At 67.5% G+C, this 26,014-nt stretch carries 25 protein-coding genes; 21 read left to right on the forward strand and 4 right to left on the reverse strand.

Annotated elements, in window-relative coordinates:
• Positions 1–85: 85 nt before the first annotated feature.
• A complete protein-coding gene (locus tag N5J73_RS19815; RefSeq protein WP_164078595.1) occupies positions 86–1,570 on the reverse strand; it encodes an AAA family ATPase in 1,485 nt (494 codons plus the stop codon).
• A 123-nt stretch (positions 1,571–1,693) separates the two neighbouring features.
• Between N5J73_RS19815 and N5J73_RS19820 the strand changes: the two genes are divergently transcribed.
• From N5J73_RS19820 to N5J73_RS19860, 9 genes are all read left to right on the forward strand, one after another.
• The gene (locus N5J73_RS19820) at positions 1,694–2,323 is read left to right on the forward strand and encodes a ParA family protein (protein WP_049446080.1); all 630 of its coding nucleotides are present in this window, start codon (positions 1,694–1,696) and stop codon (positions 2,321–2,323) included.
• Between the two features lie 49 nt (positions 2,324–2,372).
• Entirely contained in the window at positions 2,373–2,849 is a 477-nt protein-coding gene (locus N5J73_RS19825) for a histidine phosphatase family protein (RefSeq protein ID WP_005407539.1), read from the forward strand.
• A gap of 4 nt (positions 2,850–2,853) precedes the next feature.
• Positions 2,854–3,471 (forward strand): YceI family protein, encoded by a 618-nt coding sequence (locus tag N5J73_RS19830; RefSeq protein WP_049446082.1) that lies wholly within the window; start codon positions 2,854–2,856, stop codon positions 3,469–3,471.
• The gene (locus N5J73_RS19835; RefSeq protein WP_049446084.1) at positions 3,468–5,519 is read left to right on the forward strand and encodes a phospholipase D family protein; all 2,052 of its coding nucleotides are present in this window, start codon (positions 3,468–3,470) and stop codon (positions 5,517–5,519) included. The genes N5J73_RS19830 and N5J73_RS19835 overlap by 4 nt, the downstream gene beginning before the upstream one ends.
• Before the next feature lie 10 nt (positions 5,520–5,529).
• Positions 5,530–5,964 (forward strand): hotdog fold thioesterase, encoded by a 435-nt coding sequence (locus tag N5J73_RS19840; protein ID WP_010487227.1) that lies wholly within the window; start codon positions 5,530–5,532, stop codon positions 5,962–5,964.
• Positions 5,965–6,085: 121 nt separating this feature from the next.
• A complete protein-coding gene (locus N5J73_RS19845) occupies positions 6,086–6,877 on the forward strand; it encodes a lysophospholipid acyltransferase family protein (protein ID WP_049446086.1) in 792 nt (263 codons plus the stop codon).
• Positions 6,878–6,884: 7 nt separating this feature from the next.
• Positions 6,885–7,919 (forward strand): alpha/beta fold hydrolase, encoded by a 1,035-nt coding sequence (locus N5J73_RS19850; protein WP_080354832.1) that lies wholly within the window; start codon positions 6,885–6,887, stop codon positions 7,917–7,919.
• Between the two features lie 56 nt (positions 7,920–7,975).
• Entirely contained in the window at positions 7,976–10,045 is a 2,070-nt protein-coding gene (locus N5J73_RS19855) for a tetratricopeptide repeat protein (protein WP_049446088.1), read from the forward strand.
• 10 nt (positions 10,046–10,055) lie between these two features.
• Complete coding sequence (locus N5J73_RS19860) at positions 10,056–10,667, forward strand: YbhB/YbcL family Raf kinase inhibitor-like protein (RefSeq protein WP_049446090.1); 612 nt, start codon at positions 10,056–10,058, stop codon at positions 10,665–10,667.
• A gap of 152 nt (positions 10,668–10,819) precedes the next feature.
• Here the strand turns inward: N5J73_RS19860 and N5J73_RS19865 are convergent, their stop codons facing one another.
• Both N5J73_RS19865 and N5J73_RS19870 read right to left on the reverse strand, forming a co-directional pair.
• Complete coding sequence (locus N5J73_RS19865) at positions 10,820–11,644, reverse strand: META and DUF4377 domain-containing protein (RefSeq protein ID WP_049446092.1); 825 nt, start codon at positions 11,642–11,644, stop codon at positions 10,820–10,822.
• A gap of 73 nt (positions 11,645–11,717) precedes the next feature.
• Complete coding sequence (locus N5J73_RS19870; protein ID WP_049446094.1) at positions 11,718–12,512, reverse strand: undecaprenyl-diphosphate phosphatase; 795 nt, start codon at positions 12,510–12,512, stop codon at positions 11,718–11,720.
• A gap of 224 nt (positions 12,513–12,736) precedes the next feature.
• Here N5J73_RS19870 and glnA point away from each other — a divergent pair, with 224 nt between their 5' ends.
• From glnA to N5J73_RS19925, 11 genes are all read left to right on the forward strand, one after another.
• Positions 12,737–14,146, forward strand: a complete 1,410-nt coding sequence (glnA, locus tag N5J73_RS19875; protein WP_049446096.1) for a type I glutamate--ammonia ligase — start codon at positions 12,737–12,739, stop codon at positions 14,144–14,146.
• A 347-nt stretch (positions 14,147–14,493) separates the two neighbouring features.
• Positions 14,494–14,832, forward strand: coding sequence for a P-II family nitrogen regulator (locus N5J73_RS19880; RefSeq protein ID WP_004134334.1), 339 nt, complete (start codon positions 14,494–14,496; stop codon positions 14,830–14,832).
• A gap of 22 nt (positions 14,833–14,854) precedes the next feature.
• Positions 14,855–16,285: an ammonium transporter gene (gene amt, locus N5J73_RS19885; RefSeq protein WP_049446098.1), complete on the forward strand. Its 1,431-nt coding sequence runs from the start codon at positions 14,855–14,857 to the stop codon at positions 16,283–16,285.
• A gap of 242 nt (positions 16,286–16,527) precedes the next feature.
• The gene (locus N5J73_RS19890; protein WP_049446100.1) at positions 16,528–17,274 is read left to right on the forward strand and encodes an N-acetylmuramoyl-L-alanine amidase; all 747 of its coding nucleotides are present in this window, start codon (positions 16,528–16,530) and stop codon (positions 17,272–17,274) included.
• Between the two features lie 118 nt (positions 17,275–17,392).
• Positions 17,393–17,932, forward strand: coding sequence for a cytochrome b/b6 domain-containing protein (locus tag N5J73_RS19895; protein WP_197596289.1), 540 nt, complete (start codon positions 17,393–17,395; stop codon positions 17,930–17,932).
• Between the two features lie 51 nt (positions 17,933–17,983).
• Positions 17,984–19,147 carry an MltA domain-containing protein gene (locus N5J73_RS19900; RefSeq protein ID WP_049446103.1) on the forward strand — a complete coding sequence of 388 codons (1,164 nt, stop codon included), beginning with the start codon at positions 17,984–17,986 and terminating at the stop codon, positions 19,145–19,147.
• A gap of 84 nt (positions 19,148–19,231) precedes the next feature.
• A complete protein-coding gene (locus tag N5J73_RS19905; RefSeq protein ID WP_049446104.1) occupies positions 19,232–19,546 on the forward strand; it encodes a hypothetical protein in 315 nt (104 codons plus the stop codon).
• A gap of 81 nt (positions 19,547–19,627) precedes the next feature.
• Complete coding sequence (locus N5J73_RS19910) at positions 19,628–20,689, forward strand: ATP-binding protein (RefSeq protein WP_049446106.1); 1,062 nt, start codon at positions 19,628–19,630, stop codon at positions 20,687–20,689.
• Positions 20,682–22,130: a nitrogen regulation protein NR(I) gene (gene ntrC, locus N5J73_RS19915; RefSeq protein WP_049446109.1), complete on the forward strand. Its 1,449-nt coding sequence runs from the start codon at positions 20,682–20,684 to the stop codon at positions 22,128–22,130. Before N5J73_RS19910 ends, ntrC begins: the two co-directional genes overlap by 8 nt.
• Before the next feature lie 93 nt (positions 22,131–22,223).
• Positions 22,224–22,793 carry a superoxide dismutase family protein gene (locus tag N5J73_RS19920; RefSeq protein ID WP_005407586.1) on the forward strand — a complete coding sequence of 190 codons (570 nt, stop codon included), beginning with the start codon at positions 22,224–22,226 and terminating at the stop codon, positions 22,791–22,793.
• A gap of 32 nt (positions 22,794–22,825) precedes the next feature.
• The gene (locus tag N5J73_RS19925) at positions 22,826–23,452 is read left to right on the forward strand and encodes a superoxide dismutase family protein (RefSeq protein WP_049446111.1); all 627 of its coding nucleotides are present in this window, start codon (positions 22,826–22,828) and stop codon (positions 23,450–23,452) included.
• A 214-nt stretch (positions 23,453–23,666) separates the two neighbouring features.
• Here N5J73_RS19925 and N5J73_RS19930 read toward each other — a convergent pair whose 3' ends face one another.
• Positions 23,667–24,554 carry a hypothetical protein gene (locus N5J73_RS19930; protein ID WP_049446113.1) on the reverse strand — a complete coding sequence of 296 codons (888 nt, stop codon included), beginning with the start codon at positions 24,552–24,554 and terminating at the stop codon, positions 23,667–23,669.
• A gap of 93 nt (positions 24,555–24,647) precedes the next feature.
• On the opposite strand from N5J73_RS19930, the gene N5J73_RS19935 reads away from it, so the two are divergent.
• Positions 24,648–25,943 (forward strand): acetyl-CoA C-acetyltransferase, encoded by a 1,296-nt coding sequence (locus N5J73_RS19935; protein WP_012478738.1) that lies wholly within the window; start codon positions 24,648–24,650, stop codon positions 25,941–25,943.
• Positions 25,944–26,014 lie beyond the last annotated feature (71 nt).

Here is a 26,014-nt window from a genome sequence, read left to right on the forward strand (position 1 = left end):
ATCCACCCCGCCCGGCCAAGCGCGGCTTTTGATGTTCACGGCCAACCCGCCGCCACGAGGGGCTGCGCCGTTCGCGGGAAACCTCTCAGTCGTCCGCGGAAACCGTCCGCCCCGACGCCCACGCCCGCAGTGCTTCCACCTGCTCGGCCATCAGCACCGACAGCGGTCGGGTGGCGCGGATCTCGTTCATCAGCAGCTCGGTGTCCAGCGGCCGGCCTTCGGCGTGTGCCGCATACAGGCCAGCCACGATCGCCTGCTCGATCTCGGCGCCGGAGAAGCCATTCGCGGCCGCCGCCAGCGCGGGCAGTGCGAAGTCGTCGGCATTGAGCTGGCGCCGCCCCAGGTGCAGGCGCAACAGTTCCACGCGAACTTCAGGCGAGGGCAGGTCGACGAAGAAGATCTCGTCGAAGCGGCCCTTGCGCAGCAGTTCGGCAGGCAGCTCGTGCACCTGGTTGGCGGTGGCGACGATGAACACCGGCGCCTTGCGCTCGGCCATCCAGGTCAGCAGGTAACCGAGCACGCGGCGTGACACGCCGCCGTCTTCGCCACCCGTGGCCAGGCCCTTCTCGATCTCGTCCATCCACAGCACGCAGGGCGCCAGCTGCTCGGCCGAGGCCAGTGCCTGGCGCAGGTTCGCCTCGGTCTCGCCGTGGTATTTGTTGTACAGCGCGCCCACGTCCAGGCGCAGCAGTGGTACGCCGAAGCCGGCCGCGGTGGCCTTGGCCAGCATCGACTTGCCGCAGCCATGCACGCCCAGCAGCAGCATGCCGCGTGGCGGGTCCAGCCCGGCCGGTGCCGAGCCGGCGATGAATGCGACCCGCCGCTGGTTGATCCAGCGCTTGAGCCGGTTGGCGCCGGCCACGTCGCCGAAGCGCGCGCTGTCGTGCTCGAAGAACAGGTGGCCGCTGCGATTGAGCAGCTCGAACTTCAGCCGCGCCAGCTGCGGCAGGTCGTCGTCGCGCAGCGCGCCGTCGGCGTAGATCAGCTGGCGCGCGATACGGCGGGCATCGACCAGGCTCAGGCCCTGCAGGTTCTTCAGGATCTTCTTCACCGCTTCGCTGTCGACTTCCACCCGTCGGCCGCCATGCTCGCGTGCATAGGCGTCGGCCTCCTCGCGCAGCATCTTCAGCAGGGCGTTGGCATCGGGCAGGCGTGGGTTGAAGCGTACCGCCAGTGCTTCCAGCTCGGCCGGCAGTTCCACCTTGGCGCCGATCAGCACCAGCACGTGCGGTTCGCTGTGGCGGCGCTGGATCAGGTCGCGCAGGGCGCGCTGGTGGCTGGCATAGCCCAGGTAGGGGTGGAAATCGAGCAGCAGGTAGACCCCGCGCTGCTCCGCCTGGCGGATCATCTGCAGGGCCGCACTGGCATCCGGCGGCCCGACTGGCGGATCCTCGCTGTCCAGGTCGATCCGGCGCAGGCCTTCGGTGATCGACCAGCGGTGCAGCGCCCGCCACACGTGCATCAGCGTCTGCCGGAACAGTTCCACGATGCGACCCTCGTCCTGGGTCTCGATCACGATCAGGGGGGTATTGGCGCGGATCAGTGCGCTCAGGTCCTGCAGCTCGCTCATGCCGGTTCGATCCTTCGGGGGCGCCACGATAGCAAAGGCGATGGCCACAGGTTCAGCGCGATGCTACCTCCCGTCACCACCGCCGGTGTACGCTCGGGGCACGTACCCGGAAGCGAGGCTGGCATGAAGACGATCCTGGTGGCCGGTTCCAAGGGCGGGGTGGGCAAGACCACCGTCGCCACCCACCTGGCCGCGTACGCGGCATTGCAGGGCAAGGCCACGGTGATCGCCGATGCCGACCCGCAGGGCTCCAGCACCCGCTGGGCGCAACGACGTGCCGGGCTGGAAAGCGCGGTGCTCCCCATCGACGTGTATCGCAAGAAGCAGTGGGCGCAGAAGCTGCCCGACGGTACCGAAACCGTCATCATCGATGCGCCGGCCGGTGCGTTGGCCGACGATATCCCCCATTTCCTTGACGCTGCCGACGCGGTGGTGGTGCCGGTGCTGCCCTCGGCGCTGGATATCGAAGCCATCGTCGGCTTCCTCAACAGCCTGGCCCAGAACCCACGGGTGCACAGCCGCAAGCTGCCGGTGGGGCTGGTCCTGAACCGCACCAAGCCATGGACCCAGACCTCGCAGCAGGCGCTGCAGATGCTGGCCGAATGGCCATACCCGGTGGTCGCGCAGCTGCGTGACAGCCAGAGCTACGTGGTCATGACCGGCCTGGGCCGCAGCCTGTTCGACTACCGCTCCGCCCAGGTGCGCGAACACCAGGCCGACTGGGAGCCGCTGCTGTCCTGGCTCAAGCTTTGATGCCTGCCTCACTCCTTCTGCTGCATCCTCTTCTTCATGGAAACCCGCGATGCGTGAACTGATCCTGCTGCGCCATGCCCATGCCGAACCGGCCACTCCCGGCCAGGCCGACCTTGACCGGCCGTTGTCGCCGGTAGGGCTGGCCGAAGCCGAAGCCGCCGGCAAGTGGCTGAAGGAAAACAATCTGCTGCCGGACTGCGTGCTGTGCTCGCCGGCGCGGCGCACCCGGGAGACCCTGGAGGCCGTGCTTGGCACCATCGGCTACGTGGAGAAGCGCCTGGAAGACCGCATCTACGAGGCCACCCCCGGCACCCTGGCGGCGCTGGTGGACGACCGCCGTGACCTCGACCGGGTGCTGATCGTCGGCCACAACCCGGGTCTGGAGCGCCTGGTGGCGCTGATGACCGAGGGCACCAGCAGCGATTATCGCGGCATGCCGCCGGCCGGTATCGCCGTGCTTGGCTTCCCGCGCGAGGCCTCGATCGAACCGGGCGTGGCCAGCCTGAACGCGTTCTGGTGGCCGTGATCCGATGAGCCTGGCGCGGCGCAGCCGCTTCCTGCTGCCCGCGCTGCTGGCCTTCGGTCCCGCCTGGGCTGCAGCACCTCCGCCCACCCCGTTGCCACCGGTGGCAGCCGAAGCCCCGCGGATGCTGCGCCTGGATACCGTGCGCTCGCAGATCGGCTTCGAAGTGCGCACCCGCTTCGGGCAACGCATCGAAGGCGTGTTCCCGCACTTTGAAGGACGCATCGAGATCCTTTCCGATGGCCGCCACCAGGTGCACCTGAAGATGTTCACGCGCTCGGTCGAGATCCCCGGCAAGTCGCGTTACACCGGCTGGATGCGCGGCGAGGAGTTCTTCGATGCCGGCCGCCATCCGGTGGTCGAGTTCGACTCGCTGCCGTACTGGCCGGAGACCGTGGAGAACGGGGGCGATATCGATGGTCGCCTGACCCTGCGTGGGATCAGCCACCCCGAGAAGCTCAAGGTCGAGAAAGCGGATTGCGCCCGTCCCGGCTATGATTGCGATGTCGTCAGCCGCGGTACCGTGCAGCGAGGCCGGTATGGAATGGACAGCTGGCAGCTTGCCTTGAGTGACCGAGTGACCTTCGTATTGCGAGCGCGCCTGAGCGAGGCGCCGAAACCGTGAACCTCCTGCTGCGTGTACTGGCGCTGGCAACCGTGTTGCTGGGCAGCGGTTGTGCCTCGCTGTCGCATGCCGAGCGCGACCGTGCCGAAGCGATCGCGGTGCAGGCGCGCTCGACCGTGGTTGATTGCCAGCGCGCCGACCGTTGCGCGCAGGACTCGCCGCTGCGGGCCCTGGCCGGGCGGGCGTTCACCGAATCCACCCCGGAGCGACCGCGCCACTACGCCACCCTGCTGGATGAGGGCGAGGGCGCCCTGGTGGCACGCCTGAACCTGCTGCGCAGCGCTACCCGCAGCATCGACCTGCAGACCTATATCTTCGACAAGGACGACAGCGCCCGGCTGGTCATCGACGAACTGCTGGCCGCGTCCCGCCGCGGGGTGAAGGTGCGGGTGCTGATCGACCAGCTCTCGGCGATCTCCGACCTCGAGATCCTGGGGGCGCTGTCCGGTGCCCACCAGAACTTCCAGCTGCGGGTCTACAACCCGACCTTCGGCAAGGCCCGGCTGAACTACTTCGACTACGCCGGCAGCGTGCTGTGCTGCTTCCGCCGCTTCAACCAGCGCATGCACAACAAGCTGTTGGTGATCGACGACGCGATCGGTGTGGTCGGTGGTCGCAATTACCAGGACGACTATTACGACTGGGACCGCGAGTACAACTTCCGCGACCGCGACGTGCTGATTGCGGGGCCGGAGGCACGGGCGATGGCGGCCAACTTCGATGCCTTCTGGCGGGCTCACCGCAGCGTGCCGGCCGAACGCCTGAACGATGTCGGCCGCACTTTGCTGCGCGAGGGCGTACCTACGCTGCCGCCGGCCACCTTCCGGCGCCCGGAACGGGTGCAACGGGTCAGTGCCGAAGCCAACGACACCGAATTCGTCACCCGCTCCTTCGTCGATACGGCGCTGCCGGTGGCTTCGGTGCGCTATGTGGCGGATCTGCCGCGCAAGCATCGCCGCGAGAAGGCCGACGCACCCTTGGCTGGCCAGCATGTGACCGAGCCTCAGCTGGACGCGCTGATCGCCAGCGCGCAGAAGGAAGTGATCCTGCAGACGCCGTACCTGGTGCTGTCCAAGCCGGCGCAGAAGCTGTTCCGCGAGCTGCGCAAGCGTCCGCAGCCGCCGCGCGTGGTGGTGTCCAGCAACAGCCTGGCGGCCACCGACAACCCGATCGTGTATGCGCTGTCGTACAAGTACAAGCGGCGCAACATGCGCGAACTGGGCTTCAACATCTTCGAATACAAGCCGTTCCCGCTGGATGCGCCGGTCGACTACCGCAACCTGCTGCCCGACCCGATCGCCGCGCCCGAAGGCGAGGATGGCAGCGGGCGCAATCCGTTGATCGGCGGCAGCGCCGCCGGCAGCAATGCGCGCGGTGGCAGTGATGGCGGCTCGGGCGCGATGGACAAGCACGGCCCGGTGAACCATCCGCGTACCGGCAGCGCCTACCAGAACGCCCGCGAACGCCGTCGTGCCGCTGGCAGCGAAGTGGAAACGCGCCTGCTGCGTACCGAGACGCGTCCGTCGTTCCTGGGCAGCAAGGCGGTCAACAAGCCGTTGCCGGTCACCCGCAAGGGTGCGCGCATGGGCCTGCACGCCAAGTCGCTGGTGGTCGACCGCCGCATCGGCGTGGTCGGCACCCACAACTTCGATCCGCGCAGCGAGAACTACAACACCGAAGGCGCGGTGATCATCGACGATCCGGTCTTCGCCGAGCAGCTGGCCGAGAGCATCCTGCGCGATACCCATCCGCAGAACTCGTGGACGGTGGCGCCGCGGGCCAAGCCGCCGGTGCTGTCGGGCCTGAACTACAGTGTCGGCAAAGCCTCCGAAGCGCTACCGATTCTCGACTTCTGGCCGTGGCGCTATGCCACCGACTACGAGTTCAAGCCCGGCCCGGACTGCCCGCAGCCGCTGCCACGGCAGGACCCGGATTTCCATCGCTGCTACGTTGCCGTCGGCGACTTCCCCGAAGTCAACGTCGGCCCGAAGTGGCTGCTGGTGCGCATGCTGACCGCATTCGGTGCCGGCCTCGTTCCCATTCTCTGAAGGTGCCCGCATGACCCAGGTGTTCCGCGAAGCTGTTTCCATCGAGCAGCTCAATGCGCTCAGCCGCAACACGGCGATCGAGTCGCTGGGCATCGTCTTCAGCGCCGCGGGCGAAGACTGGCTGCAGGCCACCATGCCGGTGGACGAGCGCACCCGGCAGCCCTACGGCATCCTGCACGGCGGTGCCTCGGTGGTGCTGGCCGAGACCCTGGGCAGCAGCGCCGGCAACCTGTGCGTGGATACCGCAAAGCAGATCTGCGTGGGCCTGGAAATCAACGCCAACCATGTGCGTGCGGTGCGCTCGGGGACTGTCACCGGCACCGCGCGCGCGCTGCACGTGGGCCGCAGTACCCAGTTGTGGGAAATCCGCATCGAGGACGAGCAGGGCCGGCTGGTGTGCATCTCGCGGCTGACCCTGGCGGTGGTGGCCGCCGGCCACGGTTGAGTCCCCCGTCGGGCGTGTTGACGGCGGCAGAACCCAGCGTTCCCCGCCGATTGCCCCGGTCAATGGCGGTTATGGCCTAAATCGGCTGGCAGCTGCCGCGGCGCTCCGGTATCGTGCGCGGATGACTTCCCCCACTCCGGCCCCCCGTGGCGGCGTGGCGCGTGTGTGCCGTTACCTGTACCGCGTACCGCTGCTGTTGGTCCACATCACCGTGTTCCTGCCGCTCATCCTGATCGGCATGCTTCCGCCGTGGGGCGAACTGCGCGTGGGCGAGGATACGTTCGGGGCCAAGGTGGTGAACTGGTGGCAGGGCGGGCTGATGTGGATCTTCGGCTTCCGCCTGTCGCAGATCGGCAAGCCGCTGCCGGGCGCCGTGCTGTTTGTGGCCAACCATGTCAGCTGGGTGGATATCTCCATCCTGCACAGCCAGCGCATGATGGGCTTTGTCGCCAAGCGCGAGATCGCCAGTTGGCCGTTGGTTGGTTGGCTCGCCGCGCGCGGCCAGACCATCTTCCATCAGCGTGGCAATACCGAATCGCTCGGTGGGGTGATGCAGGTGATGGCGGAGCGCCTGCGCACCGGCAAGGCGGTCGGTGTGTTTCCGGAAGGGCGCACCCGCGGCGGCCACGAAGTGGGGCCGTTCCATGCCCGCATCTTCCAGGCCGCGGTTGAAACCGGCGTGCCGGTGCAGCCGGTGGCGCTGGTGTACGGGGTGAAGGGCGACGCACAAACCATCGTCGCGTTCGGCCCGGGCGAGAGTTTCGCCGCCAATTTCCTGCGCCTGCTCGGTGAGCCGGCGCGGCATACCGAAGTGCATTTCCTGGAGCCGATCGGTACCCAGGACCTGGAAGGCCGTCGACGCATCGCGGAAACCTCGCGCGCGCGCATCGTGGCGGCCATGAGCACGCAGTGAGGGTGCGGTGGCCCTGATACCGCCACCCGTCCTGGACGCCGGTACGCCGACGCTGCATGCGGCTGACTATCAGCCGCCGCGCTGGCTGCGCAATCCGCACCTGCAGTCGATGCTCAGTTCCAGCCGCATGCGCCTGCAGCGTGGCCTGCTGCTGCTGGCCGCCACCGGTGCGGTCAGCGAGGAGCTGATCCTCGATGGCGGTGACGGCGTGCGCCTGCAGGGCTGGCACAGCCATGTCGAAGGTCGCCAGCCCAAGGGAATTGCCCTGCTGCTGCACGGGTGGGAAGGCAGTGCCGAATCCAGTTACATGCGCATGGCGGCCGCGCGCATGATCGAACAGGGTTTCGATGTGGTGCGGCTGAACTTCCGCGACCACGGCAACACCCACCATCTGAACCCCGGCATCTTCCACTCCAACCTGATCGATGAAGTGGTGCATGCCGCGGGCGATATCGCCCAGCGCTGGCCGCAGCTGCCGCTGGTGGCTGCCGGCTATTCGCTGGGTGGCAATTTCGTGCTGCGGCTGGCCCTGCGCGCGCCGGCCGCCGGCGTGCCGCTGCTGCGGGTGGCGTCGGTGTGCCCGGTGCTGGACCCGGCGCTGACGATGGACAGCATCGAGAATGGCCCGGCGATGTACGACTGGTACTTCCGCCGCAAGTGGGCCGGTTCGCTGCGCCGCAAGCGCGACCTGTTCCCTGAACTGAGCGACTGCGACGACCGCGTGCTGAAGCTGGACATCCGCGCGCTGACCGCGTGGCTGGTCGAGCGGCACACCAGCTTCGGCTCGCTGCAGGCCTATTTCGATGGCTATTCGATTGCCGGTGACCGCCTCTCCGCCCTGCAGGTGCCGGCTGATATCCTGATGGCGCAGGATGACCCGGTCATTCCCTATGCGACCTTCAGTGACTGGCAGCTGCCGCGCCAGGCGCGCCTGGAAACTGCCTGCTGGGGCGGCCACTGCGGATTCATCGAGAACTGGCGGGGTGACGGCTTCTCCGAGCGCTGGGTGGCGCAACGCCTGCAGCGGGTCCTGCAGGCCTGAACCGGCAGCGGCGCGCAGCCCGCTACAATGCCGGTTTGCACTTGAACCGGACTGCCATGCAAGACCAGATCATCCAAGCGTTGCGCCAGAACCAGGCCGACCAGGCCGTGCAGCTGGCCCAGGCGTGGACCCGTGACGAACCCGGCCGCGCCGATGCCCACCGCTGGCTGGCGCTTGCGCTGCAGCAGCAGGGCAATGCCGAAGCCGCGATGGAGGCATTGCAGCAGGCGCTGCGGCTGGCCCCGGACGACGCTCAGCTGCACCTGCAGCACGCCGGCCTGCTGCTGGCGCTGCGCCAGTTCGAAGGGGCCGACGAAGCACTGGTGCGCACCACCGGTCTCGATCCGAATTCCTTCTCCGCCTACCTGATGCAGGCGCACCTGGCGATCGGCCGCAACGATTTCGACGAAGCACAGCGCATCTCGACCCTGGCCGCGCGTGTGGAGCCGGAGCATCCGGAACTGCTGACCATCGACGGCATGGTCGCGCTGCGCCGTGGCGAAGCCGACCGCGCGCTGGCGCTGCTGTCGGCCGCCAGCAAGGCACTGCCGGACGATACCCGTGTGCTGTATGCACTGGGCTTCGCCTACCTGGGCAAGGACATGCTGGCGTTTGCCGAGCAGTCGTTCCGCCGCGTGCTGGAGCTGAATCCGTCGCTGTCCTCGCTGCATGGCCTGGTGGTGCAGCTGGCACTGCGCCAGGGCAACGTGCCGGCGGCGGCCGAAGCCGTGCAGGTAGCGCTGCGGCAGCCGGAGCTGGACGTGCCGGCGATGCGTCGCCTGGCCGGTGAACTGGCGCTGCGCAACGGCCAGCCGTTGCAGGCGCTGGACTACCTGCTGCCGCTGCTGGAAACGCAGCCGGAAGACCGCCAGGTGCTGCAGCTGCTGCTGATGTCGTGGCAGCGCCTGGGCCGCGAAGAAGAAGCACGCGCGCGCCTGGATGCGGTGCTGGACGCGCATGACCAGCTGCACGACGTGTGGCTGGCGCGCCTGGCCATCGAGCAGGTGGGCAGCGAAAGCGCGGTGGCTGCGGTCGAGCGCTGGATGGCAGCGATGCCGACGCATGTGCCGGCCCTGGAAGCGCGCCTTCGCCTGCATGACATGGCGGGTGAACACGCGCAGGCCGAAGCGATCGCCGAGCGCATCGTCAGCCTGGAACCGGGTCGCGTCAGCGGTGAATCCCGTCTGGTCGAGGGGCTGCTGCAGCGTGATCCCGCTGCGGCGGTTGCCCGTGTGCAGGCGCTGATCGAGCAGGCGCCGGAAGCGCATCGCGCTGATCTGCGGACCTGGATGGGCGAGATCCAGGACCGTGCCGGACAGCCGCAGGAGGCGCTGCGCACGTGGATGTCGCTGCAGACCGACCAGGCCCCGCAGCGCCTGCCGTTGCCGCCACAGGCCAAGTCGCCGCCGAGCTGGCCCGACAAGGGCAGCATCGAAGGTGATGCCAGTTCCGCACCGATCTTCCTGTGGGGCGCCCCCGGTTCGGGCGTGGAGCGCGTGGCGACCGGCCTGGCGGCCGCCAGCCCTGTGCTGCGCAGCGACCGATATACCAATACCCCACCCGATGATGCGTTCCAGAACTACAACACGCTGCAGGACCTGGCCTCGGGCGTGCTGACGCCGGAACGGCTGGTGCAGCGCTGGCGCGAACAGCTGCCGGCGCGTGGCCTGCAGAGCGACACCGTGATCGATTGGCTGCTGTGGTGGGACAACGCCCTGCTGTGGGCGCTGCGCCCGCAGCTGCCGCAGGGGCGCTTGGTGCTGGTGCTGCGTGATCCGCGCGACATGCTGCTGGACTGGGTGGCCTACGGCGCCGCCGCACCGCTGGCGATGACCTCGCTGGCCGAAGCCAGCGAATGGCTGACGCGCGCACTGACCCAGATCGCCACGCTGCACGAGGAAGACCTGTACCCGCACGTGCTGCTGCGCATCGACCAGATCGGCAATGATCCGCACGCGATGGCCGAACTGCTGGGCCGCCTGTTCGAGCGGCCGATGCCGCCGGCGGCACAGCTGGGCGCGCCGCGCCTGCCTGCAGGCCACTGGCGCAACTACCGCGACGTGATGAGCGCCGCCTTCGCCCAGCTCACCCCGGTTGCGGTGCGCCTGGGTTACCCGGAAGAGTGAGGAGAATGCAATGCAGCTGAGCAGCAACAGCCTGACCAACGGCGCACCGATCGACCGTGAGTTCGCCGCCGGTGATGCCGCTGGCTTCGCGCCCGACCGCAACCCGCACCTGGCCTGGAGCGGGGCGCCGGCCGGCACCCGTTCGTTCCTGCTGGTGTGCGTGGACCCGGACGTGCCGACGGTGCCGGAGACGGTCGGCCGCAATGACATGACCGTGCCGCGCGACCAGCCGCGTTGCGACTTCGTGCACTGGGTGATGGCCGATATCCCGGCCTCGGTGCAGGAGATTGCTGCTGGCAGCTGCAGCGATGGCTTCGTGGTGAAGGGCAAGCCCGCACCCGCGGGTCCGGCTGGCAGCCGCCAGGGCCTGAACGACTTCACCGGCTGGTTCGCCGGCAACCCGGACATGGCCGGTGACTACCTGGGCTACGACGGCCCGTACCCGCCGTTCAACGACGAGCGTGTGCACCGCTACTTCTTCCGGGTGTTCGCGCTGGACGTGGCCTCGTTGGAGCTTCCGGCACGCTTCACCGCCGCAGACGCGTATCGCGCCATGCACGGCCACGTGCTGGCGGAAGCGGCGCTGCACGGCACCTACACCTTGAACCCCGCATTGGCCTGAGCGGCAATGTGCTTCTGTAGAGCCGAGCCCATGCTCGGCTGCTTTTCCCGATAGACAGCAGCCGAGCATGGCTCGGCTCTACAACGCACAACGAAGAAGGGCGACCTCGCGGCCGCCCTTCAAGTGCCAGCCGACTGACAGTCGGCTCTACATCACTTCTCGATGGCCGACTCGACCACCATGTCCAGCACGTACGCCTGCGACGGCGCATCGGCCGGCGGGTTCTTCACCTCATAGCGCTTCACGCGCACCACGTTGCGCACGCCGTCTTCGTGGGTGTAGCCCTCGATGTTGCCGTAGAAGTTCTCGAACTTGCCCGGCTCACCCTGCTTCAGGCCCTTGTCGTCGAACTTGACCTCACGCACCTGCAGGCACTGGTAGTCCGGGATCAGCGGGTGCGAGCACTTCTCGGTCTTGGCGGCCACTTCCAGGAACACGGTTTCGCCTGCGCCGCCGTAGCGGGTTTCAGCCGTCGGTTCCGGGGTGAAGACCAGCCTGTCGCCCTTGGCGTTGGTCAGGGTCAGCTTGCCATCGGCATCCTGCTCGGCCTTCAGCTCGCCCTGCAGGCGGCTCGACACGGCCTCGTCCAGCGCCATCAGCGCCTTGTCGGTGCAGGCCATCATGGTCGAGGCCATCGCACTGACGCTCAGCTTGCCAGCGTCGAAGGTATAGCCGCCGCCCATGCGGTTGCAGGTGTTGCTGACCGACAGGCGGCCATCAGCGAAGTCCAGGGTGACCGGCTTGTCTTCGCGGGCGAACAGCGCGTCGATGCGCTTGCCGTCGGCGGCGGTGGCCTGCTGCAGCAGCCAGTGCTGGCTCTGCAGGCGCTGCGCATCCAGGTGCGCCAGCGTCTGCTGGTCTGCTGCCTTGGCCGCGGCCGGGGCCACGTCGTCACCGCCGGTGCCGGCCGGTGCCGGGGTCTGGCTGCAGGCGGCCATCAGGGCCAGCGGGAGGAGCAGGGTGAGCTTGCGGTTCATGGTGATTCTCCTTGGGGAACCGTGGGGGAAACGGGGTGGGGCCGGCAAGGGGGTTACCGTGCCCCGGCGCTGTTCAGCTGCCGGACGGCAACCACAGCAGCAGTGCCGCACCCAGCGCGATGCGGTAGAGGGCGAAGGCGGTGAACTTGTGCGACTTGATGTAGCCCATCAGCCACTTCACTACGACGAAGCCGGTGACGGCCGCGGCAAGGAAGGCCACGCCCACGTCGGTCCAGTTCTCGCTGCCCAGCTGCCCGGCCTTTGCCATTTCCAGGAAGGTGTAGGCGCTGGCGGCGAACATGGTCGGGATGCCGACCAGGAACACGAACTCGGCGGCGGCCGCGCGGCGGCTCAGGCCCAGCAGCATGGCCAGGAAGATCGCCGACGCCGAGCGCGAGGTGCCGGGGAACACACCGGCCACCACCTGCGCCAGGCCGACGCCGATCGCCACCGTCCAGGTCACCTGGTCGCGGTCGGGCAGGCGCGCGGTGTAGGCCTCCACCAGCAGCATCCAGACGCCACCGATGATCAGCGCCCACGCCACCGGGCTGACCGTTTCCGGCAGCGACCAGCCGGCCTTGCGCACCACCAGGCCGACCACGGCGGTGACCAGGAAGGCCGCGCCCAGCTTGAACACGTACTCGCGGTTCTCACGCTGGTTGAAGCCGGTGGCCAGTTGCAGCAGGCGCTGGCGGAAGACCAGTACCACCGCCACGATCGCACCGGCCTGGATGACGATGTTGAAGAAGTCCGAACGGGCACCCAGCCAGTGCTGGGCGATGAGCAGATGGCCGGTGCTGGAGATCGGCAGGAACTCGGTCAAGCCTTCGAGGATGCCCAGCAGCAGGGCGGAGAGCAGGTCGGACATGGACGGTGCGGGCACGCGCGGCAGGAAGGAAGAAGGTCGAGAGGATAGACGATCCCTGCTGCACCAAACGGGTGCGTCTGATGGCGGGCGCACCTCATTGGTGCGCACCGATTTGCACCGGTCCGGGGCACTCTTTTTGAAATCAATGACTTGCGGGCTGTAAAAAGTTGGCACGGTCGTTGCTGTACCTCAGGAGGCATTCATCCCCATCCGAGGTCGTACCGATGTCCGTGGAAAACGTTGAGAAGCTGATCAAGGACAACCAGATCGAATTCGTCGATCTGCGTTTCGTGGATATGCGTGGCGTCGAGCAGCACGTCACCTTCCCGGTCAGCATCGTCGAGCCGTCGCTGTTTGAAGAAGGCAAGATGTTCGATGGCAGCTCGATCGCCGGCTGGAAGGGCATCAACGAATCGGACATGGTCCTGCTGCCCGACACCAGCAGCGCCTACGTCGACCCGTTCTACGCCGATCCGACCATCGTGATCAGCTGCGACATCCTCGACCCGGCCACCATGCAGCCGTATGGCCGTTGCCCGCGCGGCATCGCCAAGCGCGCCGAGGCCTACCTGAAGTCCTCCGGCATCGCCGAAACCGCGTTCTTCGGCCCGGAGCCGGAATTCTTCATCTTCGATTCGGTCCGTTTCGCCAATGAAATGGGCAACACCTTCTTCAAGGTCGATTCCGAAGAAGCCGCCTGGAACAGCGGCGCCAAGTACGACGGTGCCAACAGCGGCTACCGTCCGGGCGTGAAGGGCGGTTACTTCCCCGTTCCGCCGACCGACACCCTGCACGACCTGCGCGCCGAGATGTGCAAGACCCTGGAACAGGTCGGCATCGAAGTGGAAGTGCAGCACCACGAAGTGGCCACCGCCGGCCAGTGCGAGATCGGCACCAAGTTCAGCACCCTGGTGCAGAAGGCCGACGAGCTGCTGCGCATGAAGTACGTGATCAAGAACGTCGCGCACCGCAACGGCAAGACCGTCACCTTCATGCCCAAGCCGATCGTCGGCGACAACGGCAGCGGCATGCACGTGCACCAGTCGCTGTCCAAGGGCGGCACCAACCTGTTCTCCGGTGACGGCTACGGCGGCCTGAGCCAGCTGGCGCTGTGGTACATCGGCGGCATCTTCAAGCACGCCAAGGCCATCAATGCCTTCGCCAACTCGGGCACCAACAGCTACAAGCGCCTGGTGCCGGGCTTCGAAGCGCCGGTGATGCTGGCCTATTCGGCCCGCAACCGTTCGGCGTCGTGCCGCATTCCGTGGGTCTCCAACCCGAAGGCACGCCGCATCGAAATGCGCTTCCCGGACCCGATCCAGTCCGGCTACCTCACCTTCACCGCGCTGATGATGGCCGGCCTGGACGGCATCAAGAACCAGATCGACCCGGGCGCACCGAGCGACAAGGACCTGTACGACCTGCCGCCGGAAGAAGAGAAGCTGATCCCGCAGGTCTGCTCCTCGCTGGACCAGGCGCTGGAAGCGCTGGACAAGGATCGCGAATTCCTGAAGGCAGGCGGCGTGATGAGCGATGACTTCATCGACGGCTACATCGCGCTGAAGATGCAGGAAGTGACCAAGTTCCGCGCGGCCACCCACCCGCTGGAATACCAGCTGTACTACGCCAGCTGACCGGTGGCGATGGCGGTGGGCTTCCCCCTCCCACCCGCCGCCATCGCTTCCGTTTTCGCGGCTGGGGAGCCGCAAGGCGGGCGCAGGCCCGCCGTTGTAGAGCGGGCTGTCAGTCCGCTGCATTGGAACGCGGGCCTTTGGCCCGCTTATCCAGGGGCAAGAGAGAGACCGGATACGCGACCAGGGCCGCCCTCCCTCCCGCGTCGGTCGTGCAAGGAGAGAGGCACGGCCGTCCCGGCCCTGTACGTGTCCGGTGCAACAGCCACGGTCATCATCCTGATGACCCGTGGTTGCCTGATGCCAACGCGCGCTGGCGCGCTGGCCCCATCCACCATCGGGACATGCGCATGAAACTGATCTCCGCCATCATCCGACCGTTCAAGCTCGACGAGGTCCGCGAGGCCCTGTCCGATGCAGGCGTGTCGGGTATCACCGTGACCGAAGTGAAAGGTTTCGGTCGCCAGAAGGGCCACACCGAGCTGTACCGCGGCGCCGAGTACGTCGTCGATTTCCTGCCCAAGATCAAGATCGAAACCGTGGTCACCGACGAGCGTGCCGACGCGGTGATCGAAGCGATCCAGTCGTCGGCAGGCACCGGCAAGATCGGTGACGGCAAGATTTTCGTCACCGCCGTCGAACAGGTCATCCGCATCCGCACCGGCGAAATCGGTGCCGACGCGCTGTAACCCCCTTCCGGAGACTCCCCCAATGAAGATGCGCCTTCTCACCGGGTGGCAGGCCCGGTTCCATCTGGTGTGCCTGTTGATGCTGCTCAGCGCGCTGGCCGCCGGTGCCTGGCCGGGCAATGCCCATGCCCAGGCGCAGGTCTCGCCGTTGCCGAGCGAAAGTGTGGCCGTTGAACCACTGCAGGATCCGGTTGCCGCAGCCGCTGCGCCGGCCGTGGCCGAAGCGGCCGCCGCCTATGATCGTGGCGACGTCGCCTGGATGCTCACTTCCACCCTGCTGGTGCTGCTGATGGTGGTGCCGGGCCTGGCCCTGTTCTACGGCGGCCTGGTGCGTTCGAAGAACGTGCTGTCGGTACTCAGCCAGATCCTGGTGGTGTTCTCGCTGGTGTTGCTGCTGTGGGTGGCCTACGGCTACAGCGCGGTGTTCAGCGCGGGCAATCCGTTCTTCGGCTCGTTCACCGAATTCGCCTTCCTCAAGGGCTTCACCCCCGACTCGGTGGGCAACACGCCGATCAAGGGCCTGCCGGACTATCTGTTCGTCGCGTTCCAGTCGACCTTCGCCGGCATCACCACCGCGCTGATCGTCGGCGCGTTCGCCGAGCGCATCAAGTTCCGCGCGGTGCTGCTGTTCTCGGCACTGTGGTTCACCCTCAGCTACATCCCGATGGCGCACATCGTCTGGGGTGGCGGTTACCTGGGCGAACTGGGTGCGATCGACTTCGCCGGTGGCACCGTGGTCCACATCAATGCGGGTGTGGCTGGCCTGGTGGCCGCATGGTTCGTCGGCAAGCGCCTGGGCTACGGCCAGACCGCGCTTAAGCCGCACAACGTGCCGTTCACCTACATCGGCGCGATGCTGCTGTGGGTCGGCTGGTTCGGCTTCAATGCCGGCTCCGCCGCCGCCGCCGATACCGTGGCCTCGCTGGCCTTCCTCAACACCGTGCTGGCCACCGCTGCCGCCGTACTCGGCTGGACACTGGTGGAGGCGATCGGCAAGGGCAAGCCGTCGGCGCTGGGCGCGGCCTCGGGTGCGGTGGCCGGCCTGGTCGGCATCACCCCGGCCTGCGGCACCGTCGGCCCGCTGGGCGCGATCGTCATCGGCTTGGTCGCCGGCGTGGTCTGCGTCTGGGGCGTGACCGGCCTCAAGCGCCTGCTGAAAGTGGACGACACCGCCGACGTGTTCGGTGTACATGGTGTCGGCGGCATCGTCGGCGCGATCCTTACCGGCGTGTTCAGTGCACAGTCGCTGGGCGGCACCAAGGCCGATCTGGATATCGCGCACCAGGTCTGGGTGCAGGTGGTCAGCGTCGGGCTGACGGTGGTCTGGTCGGCGGTGGTGACCACGCTGATCCTGCTGGTGGTGCGCAGCGTGGTCGGCCTGCGCGTGACCGAAGAGGCCGAACGCACCGGCCTGGATGTGACTTCGCACGGCGAATCGGCCTACGAGGCCTGAAGTAGCGGCGGAGCTGCTGCATTGATGTTGTGGGTGCCGACCGTTGGTCGGCACTTCTACTGTTCTGGTGGGTGCCAGGCTCGCCTGGCACTGCTCCTGCTCGGGTGGGTGCCGACCGTTGGTCGGCACAGCGGGTAGCCCATCCACGCATGGCGTGGATCTACCGCATCCTCTCTGGTGGGTGCCAAGCTTGCTCGGCACCGTGGCATGCATCATCAGGCGCGATCGCGCACAATCAGGCCATGCACCCGATCCGCACCGCCCTGATGCTCTCGGCCTGCCTGCTGCTGGCCGCTTGCGCCTCCACGCCGCAGGAAACCCGCAACCCGCTCGCCACCTGGGTGCCGTCACCCAACCAGAACGCGCGCACGCCGGTCATCATCGTCATCCACCACACCGAGCAGAAATCGGTGCAGCAGAGCCTGCGTACGCTGCGCACCGCCAACAGCGGCGGACGGGTCAGCGCGCACTACCTGATCGGTGCCGATGGCCATCGCTACCAGCTGGTGGCCGATGAACGCCGTGCGTGGCACGCGGGTGCCGGACGCTGGGGCACCATCACCGATCTCAATTCAGCCTCGGTCGGCATCGAACTCGACAACGACGGTCGCAGCCCCTTCAGCCCGGCGCAGATCGAGTCATTGATCGTGCTGCTGCGCGATCTCACTGAACGGCTGAACATCCCGCCGCGGCAGGTCATCGGCCATGCCGACCTGGCGCCGACCCGCAAGCAGGATCCGAGCCGCTTCTTCCCTTGGCAGCAGCTGGCCGACGCCGGGTTCGGCGTTTGGCCGCGCGCCGCCGATGGTGCGGCACCGGAAGGCTTCGACGCGTGGAATGCGCTGGCCCGCTTCGGTTATCCGCTGGACAACCGGGAGGCCACCGTCGCCGCCTTCCACCGCCGCTTCCGTGGCCGCGACGACCTGCCGAAGACACTGGATGCCGAAGACGCGCGCATCCTGCACTCGCTGCTACTGCAGACGCCGTAAAGAGGGCTGCCGGCTTGCAGCTGGCAACGGGCGAATCCCTCGGGAATCTGATCGGAATCACTGAATGGATGGCTGTGGGAATTTTTTGCAATCCATTCGATGTTGTTCAAGGAGGTGAATGCCTAAGGTCGCCCGACATCGTCAATCGAGCGAATTGCCTCTCATGCGCTACTCAAAAGCCCAAGTGCTGCTGCACTGGATCTCTGCGGTCATCATCCTCTGGGCCACTGTCAGTGGTTTCTACGTGGCGCTTCTTGACGTGCCGCATACCGTCGCTGAAACCATTGGTTTCTTCAACGTGTCCATCACCTCGGTGTTGATTCCGTTGTTCGCCATACGCGTGGTGATTGCCATCTCAAATCACCGGGATGCACCCGCCAGCGGAGCGGAATGGGCTGCCTTGATTGCTCACGCCGCTCTGTATCTTGTCACGACCGTCGTGCTGCTGACGGGCGTGCTGATGATGGAGCGGGAGATCAATGTGTTCAACCTGGTGAGCTTTCCACAGCCCATCAGCGACCCGCAGCTGACCATGGCGTTCAATACTGCACACCGCTATGCATGCGTCGTTCTGGGCGGGCTTCTGTTCCTGCATATCGCCGCCGTGGTCAAGCATCATCTGTCGGGCAATGCGATCCTGAAGCGGATGAGTTGGTAAACGCCGTGAAAAAGCTGCTACGCAGAGGGTCATTTGCACTACATTTGACCCATGACCGCATTCAACGCCCAATCGAACCGCAGGTACTGGAGCCTGGGTACCCTCGTGCTGCTGGCGGGGTGTTCCACATTGGGAACGCCACCAGAGACACCGCCTGCCCCATCGCCTGCCACGTACGTCAAGGCCGAATGGGGTGCATTGCCGTCTGTTTCCGACAACGACCTGCAGGCCGGATTCGTCGCCTGGCGCAGTAGCTGCACCCGCCTGAAGAACGATGCGGTCTGGGCCAAACCCTGCGCCACCGCCGCGACGGTTTCGGACAAGGACCCGGCGGCGATCCGCCAGTTCCTGCAGCGCGATTTGGATGTCTACGCACTGCGTGCCGGCGGCCACCAGGCCGACGGGCTGATTACCGGCTACTACGAGCCGATCTACGCCGGCAGCCTGACCCGCACCGAGAAGGCGACGGTGCCGGTCTATGGCACGCCGGATGATCTGGTGGTTGTGCAGCTGGAGAGCCTCTATCCGGAACTGAAGGGCAAGCGCCTGCGCGGTCGCGTCGAAGGCAAAGTGCTCAAGCCCTATGACGACGCCGGTACCATCGCGGCCAAGGGCGCCAAGGCGCCGGTGCTGGCCTGGCTGACCGATCCGATGGACCTGCAGCTGCTGCAGATCCAAGGGTCGGGTCGTGTGCGCCTGGGCGATGGCAAGCAGGTGCGCCTGGCCTATGCCGAACAGAACGGCCACCCCTACCGCGCGATCGGACGCTGGCTGGTCGACCAGGGCCAGCTGAAGAAGGAAGACGTCACCATGGACGCGATCCGCGCGTGGGCCCGGGCCAATCCCGCGCGCGTGCCGGAACTGCTGCGCAGCAATCCCAGCTACGTGTTCTTCGTGCGCAATCCGGACAGCCCGGAGGGGCCGCGCGGTTCACTGAACGTGCCACTCACCGCCGGCTACAGCGTGGCGGTGGACCGCACCGTGGTGCCGCTGGGCAGCCTGCTGTGGCTGTCCACCACGCGCCCGGACGGCAGCCCGGTGGTGCGCCCGGTGGCCGCGCAGGACACCGGCGGCGCCATCGCCGGTGAAGTGCGCGCCGACCTGTACTGGGGCAGCGGCGACGCCGCCGGCAAGCTGGCCGGCGACATGAAGCAGAAGGGCAATATCTGGATGCTGTGGCCGAAGGGCGTGGCGTTGCCGGTGCCGGCCCAATGAAGCGCTCACCTGCGTGCAGCCAGGTCGGGCGATAATGGCGTCATTCCGAACTTTCCGGCCGCGCCTGCGGCCAGGACCCCTGCAATGACCTACGCAAAGCACAACGCAAAACCCGGCACGAAATCCGCCGCAAAGAAGTACTACAAGCACTGGGCCGAATCGGGCCTGGGCAAGGGCAACGTGCTGATGGAAGCCCGCGGCGAGAAGATCGTGCGCCAGGTGGAAATCTACGGCACCAAGATGGTCTGGGCCGACGAGCATGCCCACAGCGATGACCGCTTCCTGCTGGCCGACCAGCCGGTGTCGTTCCTGGATTTCGACGAGGACGACGAAATCTCCGCGCGCGAATTCGAAAGCGCCTGGAAGAAGGCCCGGGAAGCCACCGGCTACCCGGTGTAACGCTGCCCGGCCGGGGTCAGAGCCCTTTCCTGACGGAAAGGGATCCGACCCCGGATCCGCGTTTTGCACTACATTGGTGCAATGTCCGACCCCGCTCCCCCGCCGTCCCTCGATGCCCTGGGCACGCCGCTGGCCTGGGCCGGGGCCGATGGCTGCATCGCCGGCTGCAATCCGGCCTTCGCCCGCTGGCTGGGCGTCAGCGTCCGGCGCCTGCTGGGGCGGCCGCTTGCCGCACTGGAAGTGCAGGGCGAGGCACTGGCCCATTTTCTGGCCCGCGATGAGCGCGACAGCCTGCGCCTGAATCGGCTGGCACTGGCGGTGCCCGGTGAGGCGCCGCGCTTCGCCGAGGGCTGGATGAGCCGCCGCGACGATGGTGGCTGGTTGCTGGAGGCGCATCCGGTCGACGAATTCCCCGGGCTGGACCCGACCCAGGCCCTGCCCAGCGCGCTCAGCGCGGCGCTGAAGGGCTTGGCCCACGAGCTGCGCAATCCACTGGCCGGGCTGAAGGGCGCGGCGCAGCTGCTGGCCCGCCGCGCGGCCCAGCGCGATGCCAGCGAACGTGAGCTGATCGAGCTGATCGGCTCGGAGATCGAGCGCCTCAACGGCCTGCTCGACCAGCTGCTGTCGCCGGCCCCGGCCGCGCCGCATGCCGAACTGAACATCCATGCCGCACTGGAGCGCGTGCTGCGCCTGGCCGAGAGCGAAGCTGGCTGGGCGGTGCGCCTGCAGCGCGACTACGACCCCAGCATTCCCGAGTTCCATGGCGACGCCGACCGCCTCACCCAGGCGGTCTGGAACCTGGTGCGCAACGCGATCCAGGCCGGCGCCGGCAACATCACCCTGCGTACGCGCGTGGAGCATGGCGTGCGCATCGCCGAGCAGCTGCACACGCTCGCCTTGCGCCTGGAAATCGCCGATGACGGCCGTGGCGTGCCGGAGGAACTGGCCGAGCATCTGTTCCTGCCCTTGGTGAGTGGCCGTGCCGAAGGCACGGGTCTGGGCCTGGCGCTGGCCCAGCAGGTGGCGCGCGAGCATCGCGGCACGCTGACCTACCGCTCGCGCCCTGGCCATACCGTGTTCACCCTGCTGCTGCCGATCATCAGCGGCGCCGCCCTGGCCGAGGAGGCCCCGCGCGATGTCTGAGTCTTCTTCGTCCCCGCAGCGCATCTGGGTGGTCGACGACGATCGTGCCGTGCGCTTCGTGCTGTGCACCGCACTGCGCGAGGCGGGCTACCAGGTCGTCGATTTCGACAGCGCCGCCCCCGCCCTGCAGGCGTTGAGCGAAGGCCCGCCGCCGGCGCTGCTGTTCACCGATGTGCGCATGCCCGGCGACGATGGCCTGGTGCTGCTGGACAAGCTCAAGGCCGCGCTGCCGCAGCTGCCGGTGGTGGTGATGTCGGCCTACACCGATGTGGCCAGCACGGCCGGTGCGTTCCGCGGTGGCGCGCATGAATTCCTGTCCAAGCCGTTCGATCTGGACGATGCCGTGGCGCTGGCGCAGCGTGTGCTGCCGGCCGTTGCACCGGCACTGGCGGCGCCCACACCGGCGGCGGAAGCGCACGGCGACCAGCCGCCGCAACTGGTGGGCGATACCCCGCCGATGCGCGCGCTGTTCCGTGCCATCGGCCGTCTGGCGCAGGCACCGCTGGCGGTGCTGATCACCGGCGAGACCGGCACCGGCAAGGAGCTGGTGGCCAATGCGCTGCATCGCGAATCGCCGCGCGCGCAGGGGCCGTTCGTCGCGCTCAATACCGCCGCGATTCCCGCCGAACTGCTGGAAAGCGAGTTGTTCGGCCACGAGGCCGGCGCCTTCACTGGCGCGCAGCGCCGCCATATCGGTCGCTTCGAGCAGGCCAATGGCGGCACGTTGTTCCTCGATGAGATCGGCGACATGCCGTTGCCGCTGCAGACCCGCCTGCTGCGCGTGTTGGCACAGGGCGAGTTCTTCCGCGTCGGCGGCCGTGAACTGATCCGCGTCGACGTGCGCGTGGTCGCCGCCACCCACCAGGATCTGGAAGGCCTGGTGGCGCAGGGGAAGTTCCGTGCCGACCTGCTGCACCGCCTGGACGTGGTGCGGTTGCAGCTGCCGCCGCTGCGCGAGCGCCGCGAAGACATCGCGCAACTCGCCAGCACGTTCCTGGCCGCCGCCGCGCGCAAGCTGGATACGCCGCCGAAGCGCCTGACCGCCGCCGCACTGCAGGCACTGCGCGAGCACGACTGGCCGGGCAACGTGCGCGAGCTGGAAAACGTGTGCTGGCGGATGGCCGCGTTGGCCGCCGCCGACACCATCGGCGTGGCCGACGTCGATACCGCGCTCAACCGTACACGCGGTCGTCGCAGCAGCACCACCAGCGCCGATCCGGGGCAGTGGGAAGCGCTGCTGGCCGAATGGGCACGCCGTCAGCTGGCCGAAGGCGTGGACGGGCTCCACGCGCAGGTGCGCGAGCGGGTCGACCATGCGCTGCTGGAGGCCGCGCTGCAGATCACCCATGGCCGCCGTGCCGAAGCCGCGGCCCGCCTCGGCCTGGGCCGCAATACCCTTACCCGCAAGCTGGGCGCCGGGCGCCGCCGCGGGGCCCATTGAACGGTCCCTGCACGCGATCCTCGCGCCCGCTTGCCGAACCGTTGATCGTTCATGGACGATGCAACGCTTAGTGTCATCTGCAAGGAGTCTTTGATGCGTCTGTCCTTTGCCATCCTGCCGTTGTCCGCCGCCGTGCTGCTGTCTGCCTGCGGCAGCGCGCCGAAAAAGACCGAACCTACTCCGCCGCCGCCGACCGTGGTCAGCGCAGCGAAGCAGGGCGAAGCCAATCTTGCGCCGGCTTCGGCCAGCATCGTCAGTGGCCGCATCGCGCTGATGGTGGAGCCCGGTGGCATCCACATCACCGGCCTGATCGGTGGCCTGCAGCCGATGCAGCAGGCCGGTTTCCACATCCACGAGCGCGGCGACTGCAGCGCAGTGGATGCCAGCAGTGCTGGCAACCACTTCAACCCCGGTGGCGCTGCGCATGGCCGCGCCGGCACCGGCAAGCATCACCTGGGCGACATGGACAATCTGCGTGCCGATGCCCAGGGCCGCGCCAACGTCGATATCCACCTCAAGGGCGTTACCCTTGGCGGAGGCGCCGCCACCGATATCGCCGGACGTGCACTGGTCGTGCATGCCAACGCCGACGACTATCGCAGCCAGCCCGCCGGCAATGCCGGCGTCCGCATCGCCTGCGGCGTGATCCGGGTCGTCCGCTGATCACCGCAGGCTTCATCCAGGGAGAGATTCCAATGCGTCTGATCCACACTTCGCTGTTTGCGGCCATCGCCGCGCTGGGCCTGGCGGCCTGCGGCCAGCAGCCGGCCGCTCCGCAGACTGAAACCCCGCCGGCCGCTCCGGCCGAGGGCGCCACCACCGAACCGGCTGCAACGCCGGCCCCGGCGGCTGCGCCGGCCGGCGACACCTCGGCCACCGCAGAACTGGCACCGACCCAGGGCAACGAGACCAAGGGCAGCGTCACCTTCAAGGTGGTTGACGGCAAGGTCCACGTGACCGGCCAGATCAGTGGCCTGAAGCCGGGCAGCGAACATGGCTTCCACATCCACGAGAAGGGCGACTGCAGTGCCCCGGACGGCATGAGCGCCGGTGGCCACTTCAACCCGGGCAAGCAGGATCACGGCAGCGTGTCCGCCGATCCGCACCACGGCGGCGACATGCCCAACATCAAGGCCGACGACAAGGGCGTGGCCACCATCGACGGCCCGGTGTCGAGCAACGTCAACATCGGCAAGGGTGATGACTTCGACATCATCGGCCGTGGCCTGATCGTCCACGCCGATGCGGATGACTACAAGACCCAGCCGACCGGCAACGCCGGCGCGCGCCTGGCGTGTGCGGTGATCCAGAAGGCCCCGTAAGGACGCTTTTGCTGGAAACGAAAAACGCCGGTGCAAACCGGCGTTTTGCTGTGCATCGCTTCCTGTAGAGCCGAGCCATGCTCGGCTGCTTTTCGGTGGACCTTAGCCGAGCACGGGCTCGGCTCTACAGCAGCAATACGCACGGCGGTCGCGCCCCGGGGAAACGCAATTGCACGGTAGCGCCGGGCCACGCCCGGCGGCACGCATCCGCAGATCAGCGCGCCAGCAACTCGCGCGCGTCCTGCCCGGCTTCGCAGTGCACGAACAACACCGGCACGCCATGTGCTTCCAGCACGGCGGCCATCTGCCGCTGGCGCATCAGGAACTGCTCGTAGATGCCCTTCAGGCGGTCGCAGTCGTTCTTGCTGTGGTCGTAGTGCGCGCACCAGCCGGCCGGGTCGAACAACGCCATGCGCGCCTCGCCATGCGTGTAGCGCAGCAGCGGCTCGGGCGCGGCGTTGAGCCATTCGTCCTCGCCCGGCGCCATGATCGCGGTCTCGATCAGCGGCCACAGCGCGGCCAGGCCCTGGTTGTCGTACTGCATCGACATCATCGCGGCCAGGTCGTTCACGGTGAAATAGCGCGCGTGCTCGATGCGCGCACCAAAGGTGTTCTGCGCCATCAACGCGGTGTCGGCATGGGCCATGCCGTTGGCCAGCAGCGTGTCTTCCAGCGCCTCGGCCACCGCATGGGTGGTGGCCACGTCGCTGCCGGTCAGCAGGAACGGCACCACGCGCAGGCCACCGCCCACCAGGCCGGCATCGGCCTGGAACGGCAGCGGTACATCACCGTTGGCATCGGTACCGAACGCCAGCAGGCGCGGACCCTGGTTGCGGCCCGGCGCACGCATCTGCAGTTCTTCCAGGCGGCGGTGGATCGGCCAGCCCGGGCGCAATACTTCGGCCGGGTCGAAATGCGCGGCGGCGAACACCAGGTCCAGCTCGGCCACCTGCGGCACCAGCTTGGACAGGTCACGGCCGACGCGTTCGGCCAGTTCACCGGCCTGTTCAGCGCTGAGCACCGCCTGGCGGGGGATTTCACCGCCGGCCAGTTCCAGGGCCAGCACGCCAAGGGCATTCATCGCGGGGTCGGGTTTGCTCATGGTTCCACGGTTGGCCCATCACAGGGCGGCAGCTACACTTGGCTCCATTATGCCTGCTCCGCCGTGCAGGCCATGTTGCAGACACCCTCATCCATGCCAGGTATCTCCATGCCCAACGCTCGTCCCGTCGCCATCCTCGGTGGCGTCCGCATTCCGTTCTGCCGCCAGAACACCGCGTATTCGGATGTCGGCAACCTCGGCATGTCGGTCCGTACGCTGGGGGCGCTGGTCGAACGTTTCGGCCTGCACGGCCAGCAGCTGGGTGAAGTGGCGATGGGTGCGGTGATCAAGCACTCCAGCGACTGGAACCTGGGCCGCGAAGCCACGCTGTCCTCCGGCCTGTCGCCGCTGACCCCCGGCATCACCCTGCAGCGCGCCTGCGGCACTTCGCTGGACAGCATCATCACCGTTGCCAACAAGATCGCGCTGGGCCAGATCGAATCAGGCATCGGCGGCGGTTCGGACACCACCTCCGACGTGCCGATCGTCTACGGCAAGAAGCTGCGCGCGCGCCTGCTGGCCGCCAACCGTGCCAAGAGCACCGGCGACAAGATCCGTGCACTTACTTCCGGCTTCAAGTTCTCCGAGCTCAAGCCCGAGTTCCCGGGCGTGGCCGAGCCGCGCACCGGCAAGAGCATGGGCGACCACTGCGAGGACATGGCCAAGGAGTGGAACATCTCGCGCGACTCGCAGGATGAGTGGGCGGTGTCGTCGCACAAGAAGCTGGCTGCCGCCTATGAGCGTGGCTTCTTCAACGACCTGATCGCACCGTTCCGTGGCGTCGAGCGCGACAACATCCTGCGCCCGGATACCTCGCTGGAGAAACTGGCGACGCTGAAGCCGGCGTTCGACAAGGTCTCCGGCCGTGGCACGCTCACCGCTGCCAACTCCACCCCGCTGACCGACGGCGCCGCCGCCGTGCTGCTGGCCAGCGAAGAGTGGGCGCGTGCCCACGGCCATGAGCCGCAGGCCTATCTGCGCGATGCGCATGTCTCTGCGGTGGACTTCGTGCATGGCGAAGGCCTGCTGATGGCACCGACCGTGGCTGTGCCGGAAATGCTCAAGCGCAACGGCCTGACCCTGCAGGACTTCGACATCTACGAGATCCACGAGGCCTTCGCTGCACAGGTGCTGTGCACCCTGCGTGCGTGGGAGAGCGAGGACTACTGTCGCAACCGCCTGGGTCTGGATGCACCGATGGGCCGCATCGACCCGGACAAGATCAACCTGCTGGGCTCGTCGCTGGCCACCGGCCACCCGTTCGCCGCCACCGGCGCCCGCGTGATCGCGACCGCAGCCAAGCAGCTGGCCGAACGCGGCGGTGGCCGCGCGCTGGTGTCGATCTGCACCGCCGGCGGCATGGGCGTGGTGGCGATCGTCGAACGCTGAGCATGACGGTAGTGCCGGCCGCTGGCCGGCAAGCGCTGGTACGAAAACGCCGCCCGATGGGCGGCGTTTTT

Origin of the sequence: Stenotrophomonas sp. GD03654 (assembly GCF_029845105.1) — a bacterium.
GTDB lineage: Bacteria > Pseudomonadota > Gammaproteobacteria > Xanthomonadales > Xanthomonadaceae > Stenotrophomonas > Stenotrophomonas africana.